Source organism: Neobacillus sp. DFD-2R (assembly GCF_057747865.1).
Window position 1 is genome coordinate 2,403,826 of record NZ_CM173228.1, and the last position, 22,239, is coordinate 2,426,064.

The 22,239-nt window shown below is 38.6% G+C and carries 18 protein-coding genes and 1 pseudogene; 13 read left to right on the forward strand and 6 right to left on the reverse strand.

Features of this window, described 5'->3' with window-relative positions; translation table 11 throughout:
- Positions 1–182: 182 nt before the first annotated feature.
- Positions 183–2,171, reverse strand: coding sequence for a hypothetical protein (locus AC3ANV_RS12025; RefSeq protein ID WP_488313811.1), 1,989 nt, complete (start codon positions 2,169–2,171; stop codon positions 183–185).
- A 15-nt stretch (positions 2,172–2,186) separates the two neighbouring features.
- Complete coding sequence (locus AC3ANV_RS12030) at positions 2,187–3,407, reverse strand: ATP-grasp domain-containing protein (RefSeq protein ID WP_488313812.1); 1,221 nt, start codon at positions 3,405–3,407, stop codon at positions 2,187–2,189.
- Positions 3,408–3,609: 202 nt separating this feature from the next.
- Here AC3ANV_RS12030 and AC3ANV_RS12035 point away from each other — a divergent pair, with 202 nt between their 5' ends.
- Positions 3,610–4,170, forward strand: a complete 561-nt coding sequence (locus AC3ANV_RS12035; RefSeq protein ID WP_488313813.1) for a GNAT family N-acetyltransferase — start codon at positions 3,610–3,612, stop codon at positions 4,168–4,170.
- Positions 4,171–4,497: 327 nt separating this feature from the next.
- Positions 4,498–5,688 (forward strand): MalY/PatB family protein, encoded by a 1,191-nt coding sequence (locus AC3ANV_RS12040; RefSeq protein ID WP_488313814.1) that lies wholly within the window; start codon positions 4,498–4,500, stop codon positions 5,686–5,688.
- Positions 5,689–5,949: 261 nt separating this feature from the next.
- On the opposite strand, the pseudogene AC3ANV_RS12045 reads toward AC3ANV_RS12040, so the two are convergent.
- Positions 5,950–6,387: pseudogene (locus AC3ANV_RS12045) on the reverse strand (transposase); the annotation flags it as partial.
- The gene (locus AC3ANV_RS12050; protein ID WP_488313815.1) at positions 6,380–6,646 is read right to left on the reverse strand and encodes a transposase; all 267 of its coding nucleotides are present in this window, start codon (positions 6,644–6,646) and stop codon (positions 6,380–6,382) included. The gene AC3ANV_RS12050 and the pseudogene AC3ANV_RS12045, both read right to left, overlap by 8 nt.
- 505 nt (positions 6,647–7,151) lie before the next feature.
- Between AC3ANV_RS12050 and AC3ANV_RS12055 the strand changes: the two genes are divergently transcribed.
- The 4 genes from AC3ANV_RS12055 (at position 7,152) to AC3ANV_RS12070 (ending at position 12,811) form a co-directional block, all read left to right on the forward strand.
- The gene (locus tag AC3ANV_RS12055; protein WP_488314198.1) at positions 7,152–7,532 is read left to right on the forward strand and encodes a hypothetical protein; all 381 of its coding nucleotides are present in this window, start codon (positions 7,152–7,154) and stop codon (positions 7,530–7,532) included.
- The gene (locus tag AC3ANV_RS12060; protein ID WP_488313816.1) at positions 7,522–8,004 is read left to right on the forward strand and encodes an aminodeoxychorismate lyase; all 483 of its coding nucleotides are present in this window, start codon (positions 7,522–7,524) and stop codon (positions 8,002–8,004) included. Before AC3ANV_RS12055 ends, AC3ANV_RS12060 begins: the two co-directional genes overlap by 11 nt.
- Before the next feature lie 358 nt (positions 8,005–8,362).
- On the forward strand, positions 8,363–11,143 hold the full coding sequence (locus tag AC3ANV_RS12065) for a bifunctional diguanylate cyclase/phosphodiesterase (RefSeq protein ID WP_488313817.1): 2,781 nt from the start codon (positions 8,363–8,365) through the stop codon (positions 11,141–11,143).
- A 24-nt stretch (positions 11,144–11,167) separates the two neighbouring features.
- Positions 11,168–12,811, forward strand: a complete 1,644-nt coding sequence (locus AC3ANV_RS12070) for a thiamine pyrophosphate-binding protein (RefSeq protein WP_488313818.1) — start codon at positions 11,168–11,170, stop codon at positions 12,809–12,811.
- A gap of 112 nt (positions 12,812–12,923) precedes the next feature.
- On the opposite strand, the gene AC3ANV_RS12075 is transcribed toward AC3ANV_RS12070, so the two are convergent.
- Together AC3ANV_RS12075 and AC3ANV_RS12080 are read right to left on the reverse strand one after the other, a co-directional pair.
- Positions 12,924–13,550, reverse strand: a complete 627-nt coding sequence (locus AC3ANV_RS12075; RefSeq protein WP_488313819.1) for a hypothetical protein — start codon at positions 13,548–13,550, stop codon at positions 12,924–12,926.
- A gap of 180 nt (positions 13,551–13,730) precedes the next feature.
- Positions 13,731–13,925, reverse strand: a complete 195-nt coding sequence (locus AC3ANV_RS12080) for an alpha/beta-type small acid-soluble spore protein (RefSeq protein WP_488313820.1) — start codon at positions 13,923–13,925, stop codon at positions 13,731–13,733.
- 388 nt (positions 13,926–14,313) lie between these two features.
- On the opposite strand from AC3ANV_RS12080, the gene AC3ANV_RS12085 reads away from it, so the two are divergent.
- The 7 genes from AC3ANV_RS12085 to bcaP all read left to right on the forward strand — a co-directional run bounded on the left by AC3ANV_RS12085 (position 14,314) and on the right by bcaP (position 22,105).
- Complete coding sequence (locus AC3ANV_RS12085; RefSeq protein ID WP_488313821.1) at positions 14,314–15,429, forward strand: NAD(P)/FAD-dependent oxidoreductase; 1,116 nt, start codon at positions 14,314–14,316, stop codon at positions 15,427–15,429.
- A gap of 254 nt (positions 15,430–15,683) precedes the next feature.
- Positions 15,684–16,436, forward strand: coding sequence for an MBL fold metallo-hydrolase (locus AC3ANV_RS12090; protein ID WP_488313822.1), 753 nt, complete (start codon positions 15,684–15,686; stop codon positions 16,434–16,436).
- Positions 16,437–16,652: 216 nt separating this feature from the next.
- Entirely contained in the window at positions 16,653–17,813 is a 1,161-nt protein-coding gene (locus AC3ANV_RS12095) for a DUF4317 domain-containing protein (protein WP_488313823.1), read from the forward strand.
- A gap of 177 nt (positions 17,814–17,990) precedes the next feature.
- Positions 17,991–18,509, forward strand: coding sequence for a Gmad2 immunoglobulin-like domain-containing protein (locus AC3ANV_RS12100; RefSeq protein WP_488313824.1), 519 nt, complete (start codon positions 17,991–17,993; stop codon positions 18,507–18,509).
- A gap of 168 nt (positions 18,510–18,677) precedes the next feature.
- Entirely contained in the window at positions 18,678–18,914 is a 237-nt protein-coding gene (locus tag AC3ANV_RS12105; protein WP_488313825.1) for a hypothetical protein, read from the forward strand.
- A gap of 430 nt (positions 18,915–19,344) precedes the next feature.
- Entirely contained in the window at positions 19,345–20,274 is a 930-nt protein-coding gene (locus AC3ANV_RS12110; protein ID WP_488313826.1) for a putative protein N(5)-glutamine methyltransferase, read from the forward strand.
- 439 nt (positions 20,275–20,713) lie between these two features.
- Positions 20,714–22,105, forward strand: a complete 1,392-nt coding sequence (bcaP, locus tag AC3ANV_RS12115) for a branched-chain amino acid transporter BcaP (RefSeq protein ID WP_488313827.1) — start codon at positions 20,714–20,716, stop codon at positions 22,103–22,105.
- Positions 22,106–22,239 lie beyond the last annotated feature (134 nt).

Genomic DNA, 22,239 nt, shown 5'->3' on the forward strand with positions numbered 1-22,239 from the left:
GTCACTTCCTTTCCATGCATTTGTTTTACTTTATTTTATTGGTCAAATCAAAAGAGAATTACTACTAAAAAAGAAAAAAGCTCCCGCACCTCAAGTGGAGGAGAGGGAGTAAAGGATTATCTAACTAAGCTACTATTTTATTTTATAAAATATGACCCCAAATAACTATGGAATTTCTATTGTTATCCCCATACATAATCTTTGCCCCAGCTGACCTTTGCCAGTGCTTCCACTACTTCCACAAGGCTGTCTTCGACCATATAGATGTCACCTTGTTCGTATGGATTAAAGTGAAAGGCATACATTCTTGATATAAACTCATGAAACGGCAGGGACGATTCACCTTTAAGTTCACCGAAACCTGAAACGCTTGGCTCTATACCATGGCCCCAATTCTGGCTGCTGTCATTGTTTGGATTGTAAAAATAAATCCGGTAATCCCCGTTCTGATCTTTTTTAATCCTTTGAATCGATACGGCGTGAAGACCGAGTAGCGCCCCGTGTACGTTTGTCGTAAAAATGCCAACAGGGTTTGGGTAAATAAGTTCGTACTCTTCATTATAATCCGGATGGTGGGTGGCATAGAATAGCTTGACGAAGGTCGAATAATTTGCGACTTTCAGTGTATATGGATCGATTACATTAATAAAGCCTTTCGGTATCCACTTACCGTAAAATTCCGGGTTTACCCACTTATGACCGTCCTCACCAAGAAGGAGCGTTCGTTTCATCATTTCGTTATAAATTTTATCGAGGTGGGGGACAAGAACAATGGATACCGGATCCAAATCCTGGTGGATTTCACCGGCAACTCCGCCCACAAGTAAGCTTGAGTGGATGGTCTCACCTTCAAATGTCATGTCTAAATCATGATCACGGGCGGCACGTGCAATGTATTCGAGAAGCTGGCCGATTCCGTGCTGGGCCCAAAGGGATATAGCTCTCGCTGACTGGCAGGTTGGATTCAGACCCTGCCCTACACCAAGAGGCTGTCCGAGAACACAAACCACTCCGGCAAGGAGCACACCGTTTAGACTAATCCCGCACTGTTCATATTCAGGTTTTGAAAGGATTTGTTTCACCTGAGAATGGATAGGAAGCTCAAACAAACGGCGAATGGCAGGAACCAGAGGCTCCTGTGTTAAAACTCCGCGGTCCAACATTCGCCCAAGACCGTATACGGCCTGTCGTGTTTCAGGAAAAAAAGCCAGCTGAATCATGTCGTGAATCAGATCTCTATTAGCATTATAGCTTGCAGTTCCTGTTTCCGATAATTCAAGGGCAGCAGGAATCAAATCAGGATTCTTGCGGTTAAGGAACCGCAGCAGCACGGCATGATAGGGTGAAACAAGCCCGGTATCCTTCATGGCTCTTGCAAATATCTTAGCCTCAGCCTCAAGTTCATCCGAATAGGCATTTTCTAATCTGAACCTGTATTCCCTTTGATTGGATGCATCCTTGCTTAGTGGTGTTGGGGCATTGGCGGCACGAGCGTACTTTTTAAGAGCCTCCGCCGTTTTTTCATCCATTACATTTTCAATTAATTGTTCAGACATGCTGATCATGTTTAAAATCCGTTCGGTCATAATCGGGCGCTGAACGGTCAGGCGGTCGATCTCTTGTACAATTTTATCGGCGATCGCCCTGAAGGAAAGCTTCTGACCCAGGTAGTTGAACAAACGCCGGGCCCGGGTCATATGATCTTCTACTTGAATACGGTTTTCATCAATTTCCGAAGGAAAAAGAAGGTCAAGATTAAGAGCCAGGATTTCATTTAAAGATGCTTCTGCTTCATCCTTACTCAGGCCCTCATGTATATAATCTCCCTTGGCAATAGCAAGCAATCTTAATTCACTTAACAATTCAATAATGGAATAGACACCTTTAAGCTTTAATGAACCGCCGACCAAAGGAGGCTGTATTTTCGCAGGGTCCTCCCATGGACCGCCATGGAAGACGCCAGCTTTGTCAAACCGAGGGGCATTTTCATAGAGAATAGCCATTCCGTCATCTGAACCAGCAAGCTCGATCGCCAGTTGGAAGACGTCTGTCTGGTACATACTTTTCGCGAATGGCTTTGCTTCTTCAACCCTGTCCAGTGCAGATTCAAATCTATTTTTTAAGAGTACAGTTAGTTTACTTATCCTTTTCTTCTTCGTTTGAATCGTCATTCTTCTCTTCCCCCCTTAAAGGTAAAAATCATATTTTTCATATTTTTTCATGAGGGTCCTCATAACCTCGCTGTCACTCCCGGAAAAGAAAATTGTCCCGTAATGGTTCCCAAAGCCCACTCGTTCTGCCACTTTAGAGGTGACAGGTATGAACATGTCATGTCTTTCAAAATAAGGATGGCTTTTAAGATCCTCAGGTATATTCAGTCTTTCAATGATTTTTACGTTTGGATATACCATTAGGCTGCCGGCATATCCCTTTGAAGATACCACTTCCTCAGGGAAAAACGCCTTAAGTTCTTCTTCGGTTGTATCAGGGTCGCTGCAAAGCACTTGGGCCTGAAACGCACTGAAGCCGTATGCCTTTTCAATCAATTCAAAAATATGCCCACCGGGAACACGAGCCGCTACCTCACCGAAATTCAAGGTTCCATCCGGGGCGATGAAATATTCAGGGTGTATGACGCCATATTTGACTTCAAAGGCATCCACAAGCTTCTCAATCGCTTCCTTGATTTGCGGACGCCATTCTTCAAGTGAAGGGGAAGCAGGAACGAAGTTGGAGTGACCAAGCTTTACATACTCGGTAATATTCAGGAACCTGACTTTGCCGTCATGGATAAATGCTTCGCAGGAGAATTCCTGACCATCTAAGTGGCTTTCCATTAGAAGAGGAAATTCCAAATCAGAAATTTGCTCAATGTCTTGTTTGTCACGAATCACCCGATGACCGACTGTACCGGCTTTATTCAATGGCTTAACATGAATAGGGTCATTCAGATCGCCATCCAGCTTGATTAATGCTTCATTTACTCTATTTAGGAAACGATAGATATCATCCTTGTTTTGTGCTTCCGCGAATACTCCAACACGGATGCCTGCCATTTGTGCTTTACGTTTCATCAGCCCTTTGTCTCTCAATAGCATGGATTGATGGAAAATGCGCGGGTTATTCCGGAGCCTTGCATTCATGGCTCCGGCCCATTCAACTGTTTCCTCGTAGATCGGTACAGCCATTTTTGTATTAAGATCCTTTAATTTTTCATAGAGTTCATCCGACCGCTGCTCTAAATGGTCGAATTCCCATGGAACAAACCGGATACCATGGGTGTCAGCAAAACCTTGATATTCAGGTGGACCCACAACCGCAAATGGTCGATTCATTTTGTCAATCGCTTCGATTGCGTGCAGGCTCCAGCCCAGTAATGCTGTTAATTTTTCCTTGTTCTCTTTCATCTGCATAACTCTCCCTATTTATGAAATATGTAAAAGATCCTAACACGCCCTATTTTAGCAAAAAGATAATGTTGCAATATTCAGATTTACATAAAAAGAACAAATATTTCAAACTGTCTTAACAATCAATTTACGTTCATTTTCTAAAATAGGGGAAACAGCAGAATCGTTGTTGTTATTCAAAATCGGGCAAAGGGGTAGTATGATGAGCGACTGGTATACGAGATTGACTGATTATTTTCCAGAAAAAGAAATGAAATCCAAAAAGCATTTTGAAATCCTTTTTCACGAAAAACAAGGTATCTATCAATTAGAGGAAAGCCAAGATCATCAACTTGTCTATTTCGAAAAGTCTGATTATATCTTCGTAGATTATATACTAGTAGCGGGAAGCAGCCGTGGAAAAGGTAGAGGGAGTACGATCCTTGAACAGCTAAAACGAAAGGGGAAAGCGATTATCCTGGAAGTTGAACCGGCTAATCTTTTTGATCCCGACTCGGAAAAAAGGATCCACTTTTATGAAAAAAATGGGTTCTTTAAGATGAATTCCATTAAGTATGAAAGAATCCATATTGTTAGCAATGAGCTGAATAGGATGGATGTTTATTGCTGGGCGCCAATCCATAGAACGGAAGAGTGGGTGTTTGACAGAATGCAGGATATATATAAAGAGGTGCATGCTTTTCATACCAAGGAAGTATATGGACGTACCGCCCAGCCGGTATCAGATGTTCTTTGGCTGAGAAAGTTACAGTATAGTTAAAGATTTTGAAACTGTTTGCAAAAGCTTTCTAATAAGTCGGAAAAGGTAAGTGATCCATGTAAACGAAAAGTAAAGTTTGAAATACATAAAGAATATAATAGGACTTTGATAGGGCGGATCACGAAATAAAGTGAATCCGTTTTTTTGTACGCAGGGATGAGTCGGCTCTTACCAAAAGGTAAGAAAGCCCACTCCCAAGGAGTTTCAAAGCATTGCAAGAATATGGAAAAGTTCTCCGCAATGGGTTACTATTGTGATAAAGAAGGTATTCTTTTTTAAGACAAAGAGCAGCAAGTAATCGGTGAATAAAGGAAGGTGTGAATTTTTATGAAATATAACTTTGATGAGATTGTAAATCGCAGAGGGACCTATTCTGTAAAATGGGATGGCGGACAGTTAATAAAAAATATGGGCCTTACAGAAAGATATGATGAAGACACCATCCCATTGTTCACAGCGGACATGGATTTACCCGTACCCCAGCCTTTACTGGATGCTTTACATAAAACCGTTGATCATCGAATTTTTGGTTATTCTATCTTTCCCGATGAGTATTTTGAAGCTATACAGCATTGGTTTAAAAAGAGACATGATTGGGAGATCAAAAAGGAAGAACTCCTCTTTAGCCCGGGAACGGTTCATGCTTTAAGCATAGCTGTTAGAGCTTTAACTAATCCGGGAGATGGGATCATCATTCAACGGCCGGTTTATCCGCCTTTTACATCGGTGATTACAGCTAACGACAGAGAAGTCATGAATAATACGCTAAAATGTGATGATGAAGGTTATTATCATATTGATTTTGAGGATTTTGAAGCGAAGGCAAAAGAAGAAAAGACGAAAATGTTTATTTTATGTAACCCCCATAATCCAACAGGCAGAGTCTTTACTAAGGACGAACTTAAAAGATTATCCAATATTTGTAGAAATAATGATGTACTCATCGTTGCTGATGAAATTCACGGAGATCTAATAAGACGGAATCAAACCTTTATTCCCATCGCTAAAGCTGCGGACATTGTTGATCATATTATCACATTTACAGCCATCAACAAAACATTTAATGTTGCAGGATTGCATTGTACAAATGTGGTCATTTCGAACTCTGAGCTTAGGAATAAATTTAGCAGTGTTATGGGCATGCATTTACCATCTCCATTTATGGTTTCTGCCCTCATAGCTGTCTATACTGAGGGGGAAGATTGGTTAGAACAATTGAAAGAATATATCGACGGCACCATGGAATGGGTAGTTGAGTTCTTAACGGAAAGGATGCCGAAAGTAAAGGTTAGAATCCCTGAGGGAACCTATATCATGTGGATGGATTTTAGTGGTTTTGGCCTACCGCCTGAAGAAGTACATGATCGTATCTATAATAAAGCGAATGTTTTACTGGAAGACGGAAAAATGTTTGGAGAAGAAGGGTTAGCCTATCAAAGAATTTGTATCCCCTCCCCCAGACCAATGATAAAGGAAGCCTTTAAAAGAATCGCGAGAGAATTTGAAGATCTTAATTAAATCCTCTAAAGCACTCTAAAGAGTGCTTTAGATTGTCGAGAAAGGGTATTTTTCTCGGCAATTTTTTATTTTGTCAGAATCTAAATACCAAATTTATTGATTCTCCCTGCTAATGTGCCTGTTAATTTCCGCTCCGGACACTCGCTTTCCGCGGGGAGGTCCTGGAGCCTCCTCGGCGCTTTTGGCGCCTGCGGGGTCTCCAGTGACCTCTCTATCCCGCAGGAGTCGAGTGCCCTCCGCTCCAATCAACAGGGAGGCAAATCAACCTAAAGAATTGCAACACACTTTTTCTAACCTTGCTAAGTGTATTGCAATCTTTTTTATATTTTGGCAGGCTGCAGTTAGAAGAGCCTGTTCACGTGTATTCTTCAATCCCCGTAACCGGCAGTAGCGAAGCCCGTGCAGCTCTTTTGAGTCTGCGAAGCTTCGCTCAATTTTTTCCTTTCTAAATTTATAAAGCATTTTTCCTGATTTAGATAAGCGATTTAACCTTACCTTTTCCTTGTGCTCCTCCAATACATGTCGTTTACCACTTTTACCTTATTTTTTGTTCTGACATTTCTTCGAATCAGACTTGTATTCACTATAACCTTCACGGGTTGTTGTTCAGTAAGTTAATTCTTGATTATTTGGGCAAATGTATATATCTCGTTCTTTATCATATGTAAATTTCCATTTAGGGAATAAGCCATTAGTAGGAAACGTTTGTTCTAATTTCCCTTTCTAGTTGACGTTCAGAACGAATGCCGTAAATATAACCAATAAACATCATTTTAAAAAGAATAAGAGGATCAGTAGGACGCCCATTATCATCGCTGTAATAAGGACGGACCTTTTCAAGAAGTAACGAAAAATTAATATATTTATCAATCAAACGAAGAAGATGGCCATCAGGTACCAATTCATCAATAGAAACAAATTCATATTCACTATGGCTAGACTCTTTTGGCTTAAACATTGAATTCTCCACTTATTTTAATTATTTATTATTTTAGTTGTAGGTCTTTATTGAAAACACTCTGTTGATTGGCGCGGAAGGCACGAAGACTCCTGCGGGAGTACGGGGCAGGGGAGACCCCGCAGGAGCGATGCGACGAGGAGGCTTCCCGTCACGCCCGCGGAAAGCGAAGTGCCTGGAGCGCCAATCAACAGACATGTTGAAACCGATATACTATTAATATTATAACAAGTTAACGCGGTGAATCGTTAAAGTAATTGAATAAAATAAGAGGCTGCCGAGGGTTTTTCGACAGCCTGAAGCACTCTAAAGAGTGCTTTTTCATATTTTTTTCTCCCGAATTCAGTAACTAACTTATGGAAGCAAATGAATCCCTATTTCCCCGCAATTTGTCAAATCCCTCCGACTTTTGGCGTATTTTTAAGAATCAAATCGAAAAATTTATATTTTGGATGTATAATAAAGACTTGCAAGTTGCTATTCATAAGAAGGAGGAATTATTTTGATGGAATGGACGTTAGGTGGATTGTTTGGGGTATCCGCTATATTACTAGTCATTTCAATTTTAAAGTCTTCGCATGCATTAAAAGTTGAACATAAGCAGATTGATATGGTTCATATAGACATTATGAAAGAAATCAATGCCGTTCAAGAGTCAATACGGAGTATTGAGCTTGACATAGAAGTGGTAATGAACGAAGCGGGGATTTCACTTTCTACTGAAGAAAAACTTTTTATGCGTGAAATACTAGACTTATATAAACGAAATTACTCACTTGAGAGCATTGCTGAAATAAAACAGGTAACAGTAAATGAAATCGAACAGATGCTTGCTCCTTTTCAGAAATTAAAGGATGAAAGGAGAAAAGTTGCAAATGAGAATTAACTTATTGAGCAGCTTTGCAGCAGGAATACTTATTTCTACAACTATTTGTGGCGCTGTTTACTTCTCTGATAAAAAGGATGTACAAAAAGCATCTGCCAATACATCTGAAAACCAGACAACAGTTAAAATTCAGCCCTCTGAAAAAGAGATGAAAAATAAACTTGAGTCTTCAGGCTATGTCATTCAAACCAAAGCTGAATATGACAAGAATATGAAAGCTGCACAAAAACCGGCTTCACCTGCAGACAATAAGTCTAATAAAAGCGTAACACGAGTGGTACTTAATGTATCAAATGGTATGACCAGCATCGATGTCGGCAACATGCTGGTAAGGGCTAATTTAGTCCCGAATGCTTTTACCTTCTCTAAAGATATCGAGAAAAAAGGGCTAGAAAACAAATTGCGTCCCGGTGTATTTGTAGTGGATAGTCAAATGTCCTATGACCAAGTTATCTCAACCATTTTTAAGTAATATACTAGGTGGGTTTAAAACAGTATAAAAAAGCGATGAGAATTTATTTCTCATCGCTTTTTATTTTATTATCAGGATTTTTAATAGGAATTTGGAATCTTGCAAGATTACTATCATTTATGTGTGAAGAGCTGTAATCTGAGTTAAGATTGTTTAAAATTTATGTATTTTTGTCATTCCATATATTAAAAATATTACAGTCTGTTGTAAAATAAGAAACATAAGTGGTTTTTGTCGAAAATTTTGGGAAAAAGAAGAAAAAAGGAGGGGGTCTTTCGACATATATTAAAAACATCCATTAGCAGTAATTCTTAAAATGATACCAAACTGAAAAGCCGAGGGAATGGAGATTGCATAAATGTTAAAGGAACAAACGAGATATTCTCGACTTGCGAATATTACTAAAATGATAAATACAAAGCTGGAATTACGAGAAGTATTGGAGCATGTAACAACAGCAATATCCGAAGAAATCGTCCGCTGTGATTCTGTTGGTATTTATTTGCCGCAGAAGGATGGGACATTTAGAGGATATGTAGGAAAACCGGACAACATTAATGGTTGGACACTGGATATGCATGTCATTGATACGGAATACGATTTACTGGCAAAAGAAGTGATCGAAACAAAAAAAACAATCTACATACCCGATACCTCAAAGGATAATCGACCGGATCCAAGAGCTGTTGAAGGATTTCAGATTAAATCTTTATTAGTTCTTCCTATCTCGTTTGAGCAAGAGTTATTTGGTCTTGTTTTTTTATTTGATTATGGAATTCCCATGAACTTGACAGAGTCAGAAATTCAAACGGTTGAGGCTTATGTGAATATGGCTGCTGTTGCTATTCAAAATGCGAACAATTTAACTCATAAGGAGAACCTCATAGCAGAAAAGCAAATGTTATTAGATGTCACCCGTAATCTTTCTATGTGTTCTTCGATGCAAGAGAGCCTGGATAAATGTTTTTTCTACTTAGGAAAGGTTTTAGAAAACTATAATATTGGTGTTCACTTACTGGATCCATTAGCCGAGAGACGAATTCGACCGGCGAAGTTAAGTAAGGATAGTGACTGGACAGAAGAAGACTGGATTGAAACACATAAAAAGATAACGATTGACCAAAGCAATGATGCAGTGATTCAAGAGGTTATCAAGACAAAAAAAGCAATTCTCATCCCGGATGTATTTGCAGATGAAAGACCAAACCATGATGTTTGCCGGAATTTTGGTATTAAAGGCCTCTCTATGCTTCCATTGGTTTCCCTGGGAGAGGTTTTAGGAGTAATAGCCGTTGTCAATCTTGAGGAGAAGAGCCTCATTTATACGGAAGCTCAAATCCAACTGGCACAATCGATCGTTGACGCCACGGCCTCAACCTTATCCAACCTCTTATACATGGAAAAGCAAGAGGTCATAATCGAGGAAAGAACCTCTGAAATTACAGTAAAAAATAAAGAGCTTGAAAGAGTTGTGACAGAATTACAGCAAATGAGCCGTGAGAAGGAATTAATTCTCAACTCTGCCGGGGAAGGTATCTTTGGTTTGGACCTTAATAGGAATATTACCTTTTGTAATCCAGCCGGTGCATCTATGTTAGGCTATGACACGAAAGGCGAATTAATAGGATTGCCATCTGATATCATTTTTAATGGAAGTTTAGGTTTCCAAGATAATGCTTCTTCTTCTTTCGATGGAAATTGGGATCATTATTACAAGGATGATAAATTTTTTAGAAAAGACCATACAAGCTTTCCGGTTGAATATGTAATCTCCTCCATAATGGAAGGTGAGGAGATTGTAGGGGAAGTGGTGACGTTTAAAGATATCACCCAAAGGAAACAATTGGAGGAAAAAATTAAATACCATGCGTATTTTGATAGTTTAACTGATTTACCTAACAGAGTTCTGTTAAAAGACAGGTTAAATCAAGGGTTGACCTATGCACAAATGCATGGAGAAAAATTAGCCGTACTGTACCTGGATCTAGACCGTTTTAAGTTCATAAATGATAGTCTGGGGCATAGCTTCGGGGATCTTTTGCTGCGGGATGTTGCGAAACGTTTATGCGAATGTGTTCCAAAGAGTGCCACGGTATCCAGGCAGGGTGGAGACGAATTTACTATCTATTTACCCAATATCAAAAGTGAAAATGAAGTTTTAAAGGTTGTGAATCTTGTTATTAATTCTTTTTCTAAACCTTTTAACTTAATAGACAATGAAATCTATATTAAAACGAGTATTGGTATCAGTCTATTTCCTGATAACGGCGATACTGTAGAAACGTTAATCAAAAATGCAGATACTGCTATGTACAAATCAAAAGAAATCTCCGGAAACAGTTACCATTTCTTTAGTGAAGGGATGGATACAAGAACCTTTGAAAGTATTAAACTGGAAAATGCTTTATATAAAACTTTAGAACAAGAAGAGCTTATTGTCTATTATCAGCCGCAAATAAACTATAAAACAAATAAGATTGTGGGAGTAGAAGCTTTACTGCGATGGAATCATCCACAGCATGGCATGATCTCACCGGAAAAATTTATTCCGATTGCGGAAGAAACAGGATTAATCGTTCCTATCGGTGAATGGGTTCTAAAAGAAGCATGTAAACAATTAAAGGAATGGCATGATCAAGGATATCCTTTCATTAGCATGTCGGTAAATTTATCAGTTCGTCAGTTTGAACAGAAAAATTTATTTTCTATGGTAAAAAACGTCTTAAAGAAAGCAGAACTATCGCCTGAGTATTTGCATTTAGAACTAACTGAAAATCTAATTGTTAAAAATACTGAATTAACCTTAAAAACAATGAAAAAATTAAAAGGCCTAGGAATTAATATTGCCATTGATGATTTCGGCACGGGCTATTCGTCTTTGGGTTATTTAAAAAACTTGCCAATTAAGACATTAAAAATCGATAAATCCTTTGTACAGGATATGACAAAGGATGATGCGGCCATTACAAATACCATTATTACGTTGGCTCAAAATCTGAACCTCAGCGTCATTGCTGAAGGTGTCGAAACGAAAGAACAAGCAGCCTTTCTATCTGCACGAAATTGCTATTTGATGCAAGGATATTTCTTCAGCCGCCCGATGGAAGCTGAGGAGATTGCTAAAAAATACCTAATTTAAAGAGAGAGAAAATGAGGGATTGTCATGAGAGCAGCTCGTACACTATTAGAATATTTAAAAGGTAATGGAGTTAAGCATATATTTGGTATTCCGGCAGGTTCTGTAAATGCATTTTTTGATGAGCTAAATGATATACCTGAAATCACACCGATTGTAACAAAACATGAAGGTGCAGCCTCATACATGGCTGCTGCCTATGCAAAATATACAAATCAGCTTAGTGTCTGTATAGGCTGCAGTGGTCCCGGCGGAACAAACCTGGTAACAGGTGCTGCAAATGCCATGCGTGAGCATTTGCCTGTTTTATTTCTAACCGGTGCGGTTCCTGTTAATACAATAGGATTAAATGCTTCTCAAGAATTAGACGTTGAACCAATCTACAGATCCGTGACAAAATATAGTGTAACGGTTAAAGAATCCAAGGATTTGCTATCCGAAGTAGTCAAAGCTGTTGAAATCGCGATATCCGGAGTTCCGGGTCCTGTACATATAGCAGTACCCATTGATATTCAACATGAACAGGTGCAAAATCTTGAGATACCGAATCCCCCGATAAGAAAACCGCTTGTTCCTAATCTGGACACCATTAAAAATGTAGCTAAAGAGCTAATAAAAAGAGAAAATGGTTATATTTTTGCAGGGCAGGGAGTAAGGAATTCGGTTGAGCAATTAATAGAGTTAGCAGAAATGTTAAATTGGAAGATTGTTACAACTCCGCAAGCAAAAGGATATATCCCGGAGACTCACCATCTTCTTGCAGGGGTGTTCGGGTTTGCCGGCCATGAAGCTGCATCAGCATTGATAAATGAAGGGGATGGACAAGCCTTATTGATCGTGGGCTCCAGCTTAGGTGAAACGGCAACAAATAATTATAATCTAAACCTTACGAAAGATCGCTTTACCATCCAAATGGACTTTGATCAGTCGGTGTTTAATCGAAAATATCAGATTGATATACCTGTTCTGGGTGATATTAATCTAAGTTTATTATTTCTAATAGAAGAATTAAGGGCTCTTGGGTTATCGAGGAAAAGTACAAACCTTGCGGTTGAAAAGAATAGAGATATAGCTTTGGATAGGGAAGAATATAACACGAAAAATGTCCTCTTAACGATTCAAAAATATTTACCTTCATCCACTAGGTATACCATTGATATTGGTGAATTTATGTCCTATGTCATTCATCATATGAAGGTGTTAGAGTCTGATACCTTTAACATTAATGTACATTTTGGGGCAATGGGAACCGGGATAGGGTCAGCGATAGGATCAATACTGGCTGAACCGGAACGGCCTGTTGTATGTATTACAGGTGACGGCTGCTTTTTCATGCATGGGATGGAAATCGTGACTGCAAAGGAATACAATTTGCCAATTTTGTTTGTTGTGATGAATAATGCCCGATTAGGTATGGTCTATCACGGACATTCGTTACAATTTAAACGCACTCATCCATCTTTTGAGCAGGAAGCAATCAATATTAGTGCGATGGCTGCGGCTATGAATATACCAAGTTATCGGATATCTGACCTGGGAGATATCAACCAGGACGTTTTGAGCAGCTTAATGGATTTAAATGGGCCTGCTGTTCTCGAGGTAGCATTAGTAGATAATAATGTACCTCCTATGGGAGATCGCGTTAAGTTTTTATCGTCTTTTGGGAAATAAAGGCTTGTACAGGATAATGACTATGTTGAAAGTTTCTTTATAGCAAAAAACCATATAGGGTGGAAAATTCCCACTCTATATGGTTTTTCGACATGCAAAGCTGGTATTTCCTTTATAAATGACAGTATGATTTATGAATGACTTCCAAAATTGCTCCGATTGTTCGCCCCTTAAAGGCATCCGGGACTGCTTCACCGGTCGAGCTTTTGTAATAGTAGCTTCCAATTTCCTCATTGTTACAGAACCCGATAGCTGATAATGAAAGTTGTAAAGCATTCGGCAGCTCTTTTAGTCCTGTTTGTTCAGTAAAATAGGTTGTTGGAAAGATCTTTACATCGACATCCCCAGTTCCAGTTATGACAGCAAATAGGTCATTTTCTTGTTGAACAACCCATTGATCCTTTGAATATAAAGAAATTCTTGCACCTTCTAATGAAGATATCGCATCTAAATTAATACCCAAAAATTGATTTATCATTCTGCGAATGTCAGAACCCGTTATTTCTTTTTCGTATTGATCCAAGTATGAATCCATAACCAATTTAGCTTTTGATCGTTGTGCTGTGCCTTCAGTTGACGGAATGGCTTTTAAATGTTCCTCTGCCTCTTTAGACAAAACAGTTATTGCATCTAAATCGATTCTGAAAATTGATTTAACAACATTACAAATTTCAGAACCTCTAATTGTTTTTCCATAAGAATCAAAGTATTTGTCCATCATTTCTTCCTTCGATATCACTTCAATCCGCCCCTCTATGATTCCTTCGATTCTATTATTAAAAGAATAGGATAAAAATACAATACTCTTGGTAAAATTTTATCCGTTAAAAAAACAAGAAATTCTTTCTTCTTACACCTAAAACGGTAAAACAAAAAAGAGTGTCCCTTTTTTGGGACACTCTCTTTTTGAAATCACAGGCTATTGCCCCTGTTGATTTCTTAATGATTGTTCAGCGTAAGAGACAAGACGTTTTGTCATTTCGCCTCCAACTGAACCGTTTGCCCGTGCGGTCGTATCAGCACCAAGTTGAACTCCAAACTCATTGGCGATTTCTTCTTTCATTTGATCCAGAGCATTGTCTGCACCGGGTACCAAAAGTTTGTTTCTAGCCATGATACATCACTCCCGACGATGTATTGAGCAATAAAAATATTGCTCGAATATAATTTATCCAATTAAACACTTCTTATTCTAGTTTGTTTAGACAATTAATTAGAAAAAAGACTTAACAATATCTTCTTGTTTGTTGCATTCTTGACATATATAGGCAATTTCTAATGCATCTTCACTCACAATGTGCTCGGTTTCTTTTTTACAGTGTTCACAATATAGAATTCTTGGTATTTCGATCATTTCTTCAACACCACACTTTTCTGGACTTTACGTACTACCCATCTTGGAATAATATCCCCGATAATAGGAAAAAAATTAAAGGAAATTATATTATTTAGTTCATTCAGCTCAGAGATAAAACGAACTAAATCAAAAGAAAAGGTGTTTTATGCAAAAAATAATTGTAATTGGAGCAGGGATTCTTGGCGCCTCTACCGCTTATCACCTTGCGAAATTAGGTACTGAAGTTACTTTGGTTGATCGGGAGGATCGAGGACAGGCTACAGACGCCGCTGCAGGGATTGTTTGTCCTTGGCTTTCACAGCGGCGGAATAAAGCATGGTACAGACTCGCAAAAAATGGTGCCCAATATTATCCTGAATTAATTGCTCAATTGGAAGCAGATGGTGAAAAGGAAACTGGTTATAAACGTGTAGGGGCCATTAGTATTCATACAGACGCTAATAAACTCGAACAGATGGCAGAACGAGCACGAAAACACTTTTTGGACGCACCGGAAATCGGCGAAATTACGATATTGTCACCTATTGAAACGAAGAGGCTATTCCCTCCATTATTAGAGGAATTTGGCTCAGTTTATGTTAGCGGGGGAGCGCGCGTTAATGGACGGGCGTTACGTGAGGCTTTGGTTAGTGCTGCTGTAAAAAATGGCACAACCTTTTTACATGGAAATGCCAGTATTATTAGGGAAGATAACAGAGTCATGGGGATTAAACTAAATGAAACCACATTGATGGCTGATCAAGTAATTGTCACGGCGGGTGCCTGGTCAAAAGAGCTATTGCAGCCTCTTGGAGTTGATTTTTTAGTCAAACCCCAAAAGGCGCAAATTGTTCATCTTGAATTGCCTAAAACGGATACGAGTTCGTGGCCGGTTGTCATGCCGCCCAGTACTCAATACATCCTTACTTTTGAAAATGGCAGGGTAATCGTAGGGTCAACGCATGAAAATGAGGCTGGATTTGACAACCGCGTAACAGCGGGAGGAATCAATGAAATTTTAAGTAAGGTCTTAGAAATAGCTCCGGGTCTAGCAAATAGCACCTTTCTGGAAACAAGAGTTGGTTTTCGGCCATTCACTCCGGGATTCCTGCCTGTTATCGGGGCTCTGCCACATTTCGAAGGAATCTATGTAGCCAATGGATTAGGGTCATCCGGTTTAACAAGCGGACCTTATCTCGGTGCGGAATTAGCCAAACATGTCGCAGGAAAACCAACAGAGTTTGATCTTAGCAGCTATGATGTCTCGGGTGCAATAGGATAGATGGGGGGAATCGGTGAAAATTATATTCAGTCTTATTCAACTATGGGGGGTTTTATCCTATTAAGCATTTTTTTGAATGGGGAATAAAGGCTAAGCCGTTTTGTTAATTTTACCCTCTAATTTTTTAATCAAGTAATTATTGACGAAAAAATTTTTTTGTGTTATTATTGAATATTTGGTTATTGACGTAATGGGTATTAGAACGTATTATTGTACTGTTATTCGAAATCAATATCTATGTTTGGAGGGAATTTATGCTAATAAAAAATCATATTAAAATGTTAGAACTGACAAATAACTCTATGGGAGTGGCTAATATCATTCATCCGACCTTAATATGGGATGAAGAGAATATAATTTTAGTTGATGCAGGTTTCCCCGGACAAATCAATGATATCCGTCAATGTATTGAAAAAGCGGGTGTTTCTTTTGAAAAACTTAATAAAATATTCATTACACATCAAGATATTGATCATATTGGGAGTTTACCAATAATTATAGAAGAATCTCAAAATAAAATCGATGTATATGCCAGTGCAGTTGAAAAACCGTTTATACAAGGTGAAAAAATGATTCTGAAAATTACACCTGAAGCGATATCCAAAGCATTGGAAGCCTTACCACCTGAGATACCTGAAGATTTCCGAAAAGCATTCCAATTTCGTTTGGAAAATCCCCCAAAAGCGAAAGTAGACCATGTTTTTAAGGAAGGAGAAGAGTTACCCTTTTGTGGTGGAATTATTGTGATTAATACACCTGGTCATACACCCGGGCACGTAAGTTTTTATCATAAAACAAGTAAAACATTAATCGCTGGTGATGCATTAATTGTAAAGGATGGGAAATTATTTCCATCTGATCCAAAACATACGGTAGATATTGAAAAATCACTTAAATCAATCGAATTATTATCAAAATTTGAAATAGAAAAAGTTATTTGTTATCATGGGGGTTTATTTGAAGGCAATGTTAATGAACGTTTGTTTGAAATTATCAAACCAGTTTAAGATCCGGCTGCCAATATTAGGCAGCTATTTTTATTTGAATTAAAGCGATTTTTTCCGTTCGTAAAACGTTAAAAATCATTTAGAGTGAGTGGAGATTTCCTCTTAACAAAAATAGGACGATTGGAACTTAATCCTTGCAGCTATTAAAATTGAAAAATATCAAGTATTACTATTTTCTTGTCTGAACAGTATAATCAGGAATGGGAGATGAGACAAATGAATAAAAAAGACATCGCTAATATCCGAAAGCAATTTAAATTAGACAATCATCTTATGAAAATTCGAGAAATCTTCAATGTTTATGTAAAGAAAGAAACAGCTGAGATTTACCATCAATTCTGTCAACCGTTTCAAATGTTAGAACAGGATACACAAGAATTGTTTTTAGCAAATTTTAAAAAGGTTTTGACAGGTCATCTTGATGCCAAGCTGTTTGAGCTGAAATTCAGGCGTGATGTGGTAGACAGCACACAAACTATCCTCTACGAAGGATTACGAGCAGGAACAACGGAAGATTGGAAAGAGCATATGCTGAAAATCGTCGGGAAAATGTTTGGTAATGCTGCCTATGAATTTGATACAGTGGTGACGTTTATTCGGGGAGACTATCAAAAGGCGTCCAGGAAACGGGATTCAGAATCCGATGAAGGAGGGAATGATGAGGTTTATTCCAACGAGTTTATCCTTTGCAGTCTCACTAAAACCGATCAGCCGAAAAAAGCTTTGCTGTTTGATTATATTGAGAAAGAATTCAAATCGAATAACGCAGTTGATCCCATTATTAATTTGACTTCTCCGCTAACAGGTTTTCTGTTTCCTACCTTTAGCGATAATTCAGCAGATGTTAATCATATTCTCTATTGTGGAGGGAAAGTGAATCAACCGGATGTATCATTTATAGAAGAAGTTCTCAACTGTGAAGATATTATTACCGCCGTGGAAGATAAGGACAGCTTCGAACAGATCTTAAAAAAAGTGATGGGAGACGAAGTGGATTCCAGGGTCATTTCTAATGTCTATGAGGAAATCGATAAGATGGTACAGGAGAATGAAGAAAATGAAGAAAGTGAATCTCCTATGTTGGATTATCGGGACATCGAACGCATCTTAGAGGTAAGCGGCGTCGAAAATGTGGATACTGCCAAAGTGGAGCATGCTTTCAAAAGTGTCGTAGATGACGAAAAATATGAAATCAAAGCAAGCAGTTTAGTACCTAAATCCATTAAGATCAATACGAAGGTGGCAGATGTATCCGTCAGCCCGAAAGACCTGAAAAATGTAAAATATATTACTTACAATGGAAAACGGTGCCTATTAGTAGAAATCGATGAAGATGTGGTCGTCGAAGGATTCCGACTGGAAACGAAGACACTCTAAGGTGAAGAGATAAACAATGAGCGGCTGCGGCTGCTCTTTTTCTTTATTCTAACGAAGTAGTTGAATAAGGGGAAGGAAGTAGCGCTCATGATTATGGGCGCTTTTTTAAGTTCGGTCTTCTTTAACTCAAAGGGAAATAAAATATAATACAGAAATAAAAAAAGGGGGCATAAATTTATGAGAAAAACGGCTTTTTTTTTAGTCATATTAACTGCTGCAATTGGTTTAGCAGCATGTAATCAGCAAAAAGAAGAAGTAAAAGAAAAAACAAAAGTGACAGACACAAAGGATGTTCATGGAACAAACAGAGATGTAGTAAAAGAGAAAAATACACAAGCACCGAAGGATGAAAGTACAACAAATCAAAATAAGCCAAATTCAAATGTACCCAAAGATAAGATCTATCAAAACAAAGTGTTTAAAGATGTAGTCGTAGCTGAATTAGGAGATAAAATCATTGTAACAGGCAAAGCTCAAGTATTTGAAGGCGTGTTTCAATATGCTCTTTATGCCGGAGAAAAAGTGTTGATAGAAAATAACTACCAGACAGAAGGTGCACCTGCTTGGGGAGAATTTAAAATTACTTTAAAAAAAGAGTTAATAACCACAAATGATATTAAAATCGTATTATTTGTCTACTCAGCAAAAGATGGTTCAAAAGTAAACACTTTAGAAATTCCAATTCCAAAACCTTAGTTTAATAAAGAAATATAAAAGGTATCGTTTTTCTTTTAAGGGTGAGTTCCTTAAATAAGGAGAAAAGTCTTATTTTTAAAAAACGAAGTAGGATAATTCAAAAAAAAGAAGGAAACGGGCATTTATCAAAGAACTTATAGTTAATTAAATATTAAGGAGTGTGCTAAAATGGAAAAAATACATTTTTTAGTTAGTGAATTTTTCTTTAGTATAACCTTATGTGTTGTGGCTCTGTTTTTCGCATTAAGATCTGATGTTTTTTCTATAACAGTTGTTTTTTTAGGGTTAATTGCCGGGTCACTGATCGATATGAATTTACGTTCTATATATAAAAATAAATCAGTAAAAATTAGTGGATATCTTGAACATAAACAAAGAATTGGAGAAAAAGAATCAAGTATGTAAGCTTCATTAACTTATGGGGTGCTGTGTTTTTGAGGAGTTTTAAATACCAATAGACTTTAAACCCCTTATATTAAGAAGAAGTTTAATTTTTCACCTAACGGTTCAAAAGATAAACACCCGCTGCCATCCTTGGTGGCTTTTTTAATATTGTACTGTAAAAGTCATGATAGTTGCTGTGACAGCTCTTTTTCGATTCCTTATTATTTACCTTCTACCTTTTCTTGAAAGTAACTCCAAGCAGCCACTGCATTATTTGAAGCTAATTCGCAGATAAATTGAATCAATCCAATAATAACTTCCATAATTCATCAGCTTCTTAACAGGATTATACAACATATAGAATATGTGGATAAAGATATATGAATTTAGAAACATTTTATTACGTTAATACACATAACAAGTGGATGAAAAAGGGAAATGAGGGGGACTTATGGACAAGATGAAAACATCTTTTTGCTGCGGGAAATTCCATTGTGATGCAAGAAGTAAATTAACAATTAAAGATGAAATTTTAAAAAATGTTGATGATGAAACAAACCATGCCGGGAAAGGAACATTAGTGAATGGTGGTGACTTTCAAAGAGATACCAATTATTCAAGCATCGTCACCAGGCTTAGGGCCGCCGGATGTGTTTTTGCCGAAGAAGAGGCCAGGTTGCTCATCTCCGCGGCACTGACCTCGGCTGACCTTGCCGCCATGATGGAACTTCGAGTAACCGGCTTTCCCCTTGAACATGTCATTGGCTGGGCAGAATTCTGTGGTCTTCGGATAGCGGTGGACCCGGGGGTCTTCGTACCCCGCCGCCGTACCGAGTTTCTCGTTCGTCAGGCTGTCCATATCACCCGGCCAGGTGCCCTCGTAGTTGACCTGTGCTGCGGCTCGGGCGCTGTGGGCGCCGTGCTGGCCGCTGCCCAGGAAGGAATCGAGTTGTACGGCGCCGATATCGACCCTGCCGCGGTGCTGTGCGCCCGACGCAACGTCAAGGCCGCAGGTGGTCGCGTATACGAAGGCGACCTCTACGATCCTCTGCCCGCCACATTACGCGGACGCGTCGATATATTAGTCGCCAACGCACCATACGTACCCACAGCTGCGATTGGACTGCTACCCCATGAGGCCCGCATACACGAGGCGCTAGTGGCACTCGACGGGGGCGCGGACGGTCTTGACGTCCAGCGACGCGTGGCCGCCGCGGCACCACTTTGGTTGGCACCGGGCGGACATCTGCTCGTCGAAACTAGCGAGCGGCAGTCGGCGCAGACTATCGAAATCTTTGCTTGCAATGGGCTTATTCCGCAAGCGGTCAATTCCGACGAATTGGATGCCACCGTCGTTATTGGAACCAGGCCCGCCCTCTAAAGCGGGTTGGGTGGCTAGCCTTGTCCGCAATTAAAAGTGATACTTGCTGGCGGGGGAGCCTGTAAAGAACCGTAAATAATTTAAAGTGCCAAAATGATCGTTTATTCCACTTTATATTTATACAAAAATTTTTCTTTATTTTTATAAATTTAATATTTGGGAAGCCTTATTAATATCTTCCTTTTTAACATTAATCTTATAATGCCTCTGACGGTCCCCTCCGAACATAATCGTTTTCAAATAATTTTGTATCTTTATGCATTTGTTTCAAAAACTCGAAACATGGAAAATATGTAGAAATAATTAAATAAACGGTTATTTTTCAGTTTTCTTCGTAAGTGCTTTCAAGAAAATTCTCTTGACCTCGACGAATTTCGACAATATAATTTTAAAAGTGAAATTTTTTAGATAATTTAATTGTAAAATATTGGAGGAAGTTATGAGCAATTTTTTTAGAAAAAAGTCTATACACACCATGATTGCCCAGAGCCGGAAAGTTGAATTAAACCGTACATTAGGTTTATTTGATTTGATCTTTCTAGGTGTAGGATGTGTTATTGGGACAGGTATTTTTGTTGTGACAGGTGTAGTAGCTGCACAGAGTGCAGGACCGGCTATTATAATTTCATTTATTATTGCAGGAATTGCCTGTGCGTTAGCAGCCCTTTGTTATGCGGAATTTTCTTCAGCAGTTCCGGTCTCAGGAAGTGTTTATACATACACTTATGCAACAATGGGTGAAATCTTTGCCTTTTTAATTGGTTGGGACCTAATGCTGGAATATGTTTTGGCTATATCTGCAGTGGCAACTGGATGGTCTGCCTATTTTCGTTCTTTAATAGAAGGATTCGGTTTTCATTTCCCCTCATTACTATCATCTGCTCCCGGGACAGGGAAGGGCGGAATAGTGGATTTACCCGCAATCATCATTATTCTATTGATTACGGCACTAGTCAGCATTGGTGTAAAAGAAAGCACACGTTTTAATAATGTAATGGTTTTTATTAAACTAGTCGTTATAATTTCATTTATTTTCGCAGGAATAGGATATGTTAAACCTGAGAATTGGACACCATTTGCCCCTTTTGGATTTCAGGGTATTGTCACAAGCGCTGCAACGGTTTTCTTTGCGTATATAGGGTTTGATGTCATTGCTACGGCTTCAGAGGAAGTTAAAAACCCAAAACGCGATATGCCAATTGGTATTATTGGATCGTTGGCGATTTGTACTATTTTATATATGGCTGTATCACTTGTTTTAACCGGTATGGTTCCTTATACTCACTTAAATGTTGGCGATCCCGTTGCACTCGCACTTAAATTTGTTGGCCAAAATCAGCTAGCGGGCATAATTTCCGTAGGGGCTGTGGCAGGGATTACAACTGTTTTGCTTGCGTTAATTTATGCACAAGTCCGCTTATCTTATTCAATGAGCCGTGATGGATTACTTCCGAAAGGACTTGCATCTGTCCATAAGAAATATAGAACACCATATTCAAATACTTGGTTAACCGGTTTTGTTGCTGCAGGAATTGCGGGATTTGTCGATTTAACCACACTTGCACATCTGGTTAATATGGGTACACTTGCCGCATTCACGTTAATTTCGATTGCCATTATTATATTAAGGAAGAAACACCCTGAACTAAAGTCCACATTCCGTGTACCGTTTGTTCCTGTCCTCCCGGCAATTAGTGCATTATTTTGTATCTATTTATCCATTAGCTTGCCCGCGATTACATGGATCTCGTTTCTGATTTGGCTTTTAATTGGAACATTAGTTTATTTCTTTTATGGAAGAAAGCATAGCCATTTAAACAAGGAACACTAATAGAAATACGTGATATGATGGAGGTTTATATCACTAAAAAGGACAATTTCCTACTAATGTAGGTGATTGTCCTTTTGTTTTTTTGTGGTCACAGCAAGTTTTTAGAGGGTATTTATTACATTTCTACATTCGAT